The 4441-nt window shown below is 73.8% G+C and carries 1 protein-coding gene and 1 pseudogene; both read left to right on the top strand.

Annotation, left to right across the window (positions count from 1 at the left end):
* Positions 1 to 4178: non-ribosomal peptide synthetase (locus HMPREF3115_RS06240; RefSeq protein ID WP_070553757.1), on the top strand; the 4178-nt coding region annotated here is incomplete at its 5' end.
* Positions 4168 to 4441 (top strand): annotated as a pseudogene (locus tag HMPREF3115_RS06245) (N-acetyltransferase); the annotation flags it as partial. The gene HMPREF3115_RS06240 and the pseudogene HMPREF3115_RS06245, both read left to right, overlap by 11 nt.

The raw sequence follows: 4441 nt of genomic DNA on the forward strand, positions 1-4441 counted from the left end.
GGCGCAGCGCGCTCGGCGCGCGGCATGCGTTCTCGCTCGACGCGCAGATCGGCGCGCAGCTGCGTGCGTTCGCGGCCGCGTCGGGGGCGACGCCGTTCGCGGTGCTGCTCGCCGCACTCGACACGCTGCTCGCGCGCGCGACCGGCGATGCGCGGATTTGCGTCGGCGTGCCGGCCGCGAATCGCGAACGGGCGGAGACGGCGGGGCTGATCGGCTTCTTCGTCAACACGCTGGCGATCGACGTCGACGTGCCGGCCCATCGCGATTTCGCGTCGCTGGTCGCGCGCACGCAACGCGCGCTCGTCGACGCGCAAATGCATCAGGACGTCCCGTTCGAGCAGGTCGTCGACGCGCTCGGCGTGCCGCGCAGCGCGAGCCATCATCCGCTGTTCCAGGTGATGGCCGCGTACGGCGAGCGCCGCGCGCTGCCGGCCTTCGGCGCCGCGTCGGCCGCGCTGCTGCCGTCCGGCACGCCGTCGGCGAAATTCGACCTGACGCTCGCGATCGAAGCGACGCCCGACGGCTCGTTCGACGCGGCATTCGTCTATGCGGTCGACCTGTTCGAGGCCGATGCGATCGCGCGGCTCGCCGCCCGTTTCGTCACGCTGCTGCGCGATGCGCTCGCGCGACCCGACACGCCGGTCGGCGATCTGGACTGGCTGCCGGCCGACGAGCGCGCGCAGCTTGCCGCGTGGAATGCGCCGGCCGGTGCGGCCGAGGCCGAACCGTTCGTGCCCGTGCACGCGCGCATCGCCGCCCATGCACGGGCGCGGCCGCACGCGCGCGGCGTCGCCGACATCGAGCGCGCGCTGACGCGCGGCGAAGTCGACGCACGCGCCGCACGGCTCGCGCGCCACCTCGTCGCGGCCGGCGTGCGGCCCGAAATGCGTGTCGGCGTCGCGCTGCAGCGCTCGGTCGATCTGCTCGTCGCGCTGATCGCGGTGCTGAAGTCGGGCGCCGCGTTCGTGCCGCTCGATCCGGCGCATCCGCGCGAACGGCTGGCGCAGATCGTCGACGATGCACGCATCGCGCACGTGCTGACCGACGCCGCGAGCGTCGCGTCGCTGCCCGAGGCGCCTGCGTTGCGCGTGTGGCGCGCGGATCGCATCGACGCGCTCGACGAAGCGGCCGAAGTCGCGCTGCCCGACGTGCTGCCCGGCCACGCGGCGTACGCGATCTACACGTCGGGGTCGACCGGCAAGCCGAAGGGCGTGATCGTCGATCACGCGTCGTTTGCGCGCCATTGCGCGGCGATCGCCGAGCGCTACGGCGCCGGCGAGGACGACGTGTTCCTGCTGTTCCAGTCGGTCAACTTCGACGGCGCGCATGAAGGCTGGTTTTCGCAGTACATGTCGGGCGCGGCGGTGTCGGTGACGGCCGACGTGCTGTGGCCGCCCGCGCAGACCTGCGCGATGATGAACCGCGACGGCGTGACGATGACCTACGTGCCGCCCGGCTGCGCGGCGCAGCTCGCCGAATGGGCGCTCGCACACGGCGCGCCGCCGACACTGCGTTCGCTGACGGTGGGCGGCGAGGCGACCTCGCGCGAAGCATTCGCGATGCTGCGCCGCGCGCTGCCGAACGTGCGCGTCGTAAACGGCTACGGGCCGACCGAGACGGTGATCACGCCGACGCTCTGGATGTTCCGTCCCGGTGACGATCTCGCGAAGCTCGGCGACGCCGCCTATCTGCCGATCGGCACGCTGGTCGGCGCGCGCACCGCGCACGTGCTCGACGCGCGGCTGCATCCGCTGCCGGTCGGCGTGATCGGCGAGCTCTATCTCGGCGGCGAAGGGATCGGCGTCGCGCGCGGCTATCTCGACCGGCCCGCGCTGACGGCCGAACGCTTCGTGCCCGATCCGTACGGCGCGCCGGGCGCGCGGCTGTATCGCACGGGCGACCTCGTGCGGCGCCGTGCGGACGGCGTGTTCGACTTCATCGGCCGCGTCGACCATCAGGTGAAGCTGCGCGGGCTGCGGATCGAACTCGGCGAGATCGAGGCGCAGCTGGCCGCACACGACGCGGTCCGCGAAGCGTGCGCGATCGTGCACGGGCAGGGCGCGCAGGCGCAGCTCGTCGCTTACGTCGAACTGACGGCCGAGGCGCGTGCGGCCGCACAGCCGGTCGACGCGGCGACGCTCGACGCGCATCTGCGCCGCACGCTGCCCGACTACATGGTGCCCGCGCAGCTGATCGTGCTCGACGCACTGCCGCGCAACGCGAACAGCAAGGTCGACCGCGCGCGGCTGCCGGCGCCGGTGCGCATCGAGCGCGCGTACGAAGCGCCGCACGACGGCGACGAAGCCGCGCTTGCGGCGATCTGGCGCGACGTGTTGAACGTCGAACGCGTCGGTCGCGGCGATCACTTCTTCGAACTTGGCGGGCATTCGCTCGCGGCCGTGCGCGTCGCCACGCGCGTGGCCGAACGGCTCGGCCGCGACGTGCCGGTGCGCGCGCTGTTCGAGGCGCCGCTGCTCGCGCAATACGCACGGCAGGTCGCCGCCGCGCCGCGTGCCGCACACGCGGATGCCGCGGCTCCGCGCGTCGCGGTCGCGCAAGCCGATGCGCACGGCGTATGGCCGCTGTCGCCCGCCCAGCTCGCGCTGTGGTTCCTCTGGCGCGCGCAGCCGGATAGCGCCGCCTACAACATTCCGGTCGCGCTGCGCATGCGCGGCCCGCTCGACGTCGACGCGCTGCGCGCGGCGTTGTCCGACGCGGCAGCCGTTCATCCGGCGCTGCGTGTGCGCATCGTGCCGCGCGCGCACGCGCTGCCGGGGCAGCGGATCGTCGACGCGACGCCGTTCGCGCTGCCGGTCGTCGATCTGTCCGGGCACGACGACGCACGCGCACGCGCGGTCGTGCTGACCGACGACGATGCGCTCGCGCCGTTCGATCTCGCGGCCGATGCGCCGCTCTGGCGCGCGCGCCTGTTGCGGCTCGGTGCCGACGATCACGTGTTGTCGATCGCGATTCATCACATCGTGTCCGACGGCGAATCGATCGAGCTGTGGCTCGACGCGGTGCGCACGCGCTACGTCGCGCACGTGCGCGGCAACGCTGCGCCGACCGGCGGGGCGGCGCCGTTCGTGTTGCCGGCCCCGGCTGCAGCGGGGCGCGTCGACGAGTGGCGCAGCGCGCTCGCCGGCCTGCCGGTGCGCATCCTGCCGCAGCGTGCGGACGCGCCGGCGGTCCCGCAATGGCGCGCCGCGCGCCTCGCATTCGAATTCGATGGCGCGCTGATCCGCGCGGCGCGCGAGGCGGCATCGGCCGCGCACGCGACGCTGCCGATGCTGCTGCATGCGGCGCTGAACGCCGCGCTGTTCCGTGTGACGGGCGCGGGCGACCAGCCGGTGGGCGTGCTCGCGTCGACGCGCGAGCTGACCGGCGACGCGGCACGCGACGCGCTCGGCCTGTTCATCAATGCGGTGGTCGTGCGGACGCGGCTCGACGCGACCGCGCGTCGCGCGGACGTGCTCGCGCAGGTGCGCGACACGGCGCTGGCCGCCTATGCGCGTGCGGACGTGCCGTTTGCCGACGTGGTCGCCGCGCTGCGCGCACCGCGCGCGGCCGATGCGAATCCGCTGTTCCAGGTGATGTTCAACTATCTGCGCCCGACCGGTGCGGTCGCACGCGACTGGGCCGGGTTATCGGTCGCCGGGTTCGACGACGTGCGGCATCGCGTCGTGTTCACGCTCGAACTGGACGTCGTCGAGCATCCGGACGGGCGCGTCGGCGCGGCGTTCTCGTATGCGGACGAACTGCTCGACGGCCGCTTCGTCGAGGCGCTCGTCGCGCGCTATCACGACGAAGTCGCGCGCTTCGCGCATGCGGCCGACACGGTACTCGGCGCGCCGGACGCGCACGTCGCTGCGGCACCCGTGCGCGCCGCGACCGACGACGAAGCCGATGCACCAGAGCGCGCGTCGCGCACGGCCGCCGCGCTCGCCGCGCTGTGGTCCGACACGTTCGCAACCGCCGCGCCTGCGCCCGACGCGGACCTGTTCGAGGCGGGCGCGACGTCGTTCGACGTCGTGCGCTTCGTCGACGCCGCGTGCCGCGCGGGCCACGCGCTGACGATCGACGACGTGTTCGCCGTGCCGACGCTCGCGGCGCTCGCCGCGCGGCTCGACGCACGCGCGCACACCGACGCATATCGGGAGGCTCGCCATGCTGGCTGAAGTGCGCCCGGACGGATACACGGTGCCCGATACCTGCCGGCTGACGTTCGCGAACGAACTCTGCGCGGCACGCGACGGTGCCGAGATTCGCGTCTCGCACGGCGACGGCATCGGCGCGCAGCTGCTGCGCGCCCAGTTGACGGACGACGGCGCGCTGCGCCTCGTCGCATACAACCATCGCGCGGCGCCGGCCGAGCAGCGGCGGGCGGTGCTCGCCGCGCTCGCGGCGGCGTTCGCCCTCGACGTCGCGCGCACGTCGGTCC

This window comes from Burkholderia sp. HMSC10F09 (assembly GCF_001806955.1).
In the GTDB taxonomy this organism is placed as follows: domain Bacteria; phylum Pseudomonadota; class Gammaproteobacteria; order Burkholderiales; family Burkholderiaceae; genus Burkholderia; species Burkholderia multivorans.